This window comes from Cronobacter sp. EKM101R (assembly GCF_963888145.1).
Classification (GTDB): Bacteria; Pseudomonadota; Gammaproteobacteria; order Enterobacterales; family Enterobacteriaceae; genus Cronobacter; species Cronobacter turicensis.
The window spans coordinates 1-464 of record NZ_CAWPHW010000034.1 but is presented as its reverse complement, the minus strand read 5'-3'; the positions used below and the strand labels follow the sequence as shown (position 1 = coordinate 464).

1 tRNA gene and 1 rRNA gene are annotated in these 464 nt (G+C 48.7%); both read left to right on the top strand.

From position 1 onward, the window contains the following. Positions 1-58 (top strand): 16S ribosomal RNA (locus AACV31_RS17365); the annotation flags it as partial. A 79-nt stretch (positions 59-137) separates the two neighbouring features. Beyond that, a tRNA-Glu gene (locus AACV31_RS17360) sits at positions 138-213 on the top strand. Positions 214-464: the final 251 nt, after the last annotated feature.

The following is a 464-nucleotide window of genomic DNA, read 5'->3' as shown; positions in this document are numbered from 1 at the left end:
TGGGGTGAAGTCGTAACAAGGTAACCGTAGGGGAACCTGCGGTTGGATCACCTCCTTACCTGAAAGATACAACCTCGTAGTGCTCACACAGATTGTCTGATAGAAAGTAAAGAAGCAGGGTTGTCTGCGAAAGCGAAGTCCCTTTCGTCTAGAGGCCCAGGACACCGCCCTTTCACGGCGGTAACAGGGGTTCGAATCCCCTAAGGGACGCCACCTGCTGGTAATGAGTGAAAGGCGTTACCGATTAATATCTCAAAACTGACTGTAAAGTCATGTTTGAGATATTTGCTCTTTAACAATCCGGAACAAGCTGAAAATTGAAACAGACATACTGTTGCATTTCCTCCGTAATAAGGAATGCGCGGTGTGTCAGAGTCTCTCAAACTTGCAGCACGAAGACTTCTTCGGGTTGTGAGGTTAAGCGAACAAGCGTACACGGTGGATGCCCTGGCAGTCAGAGGCGA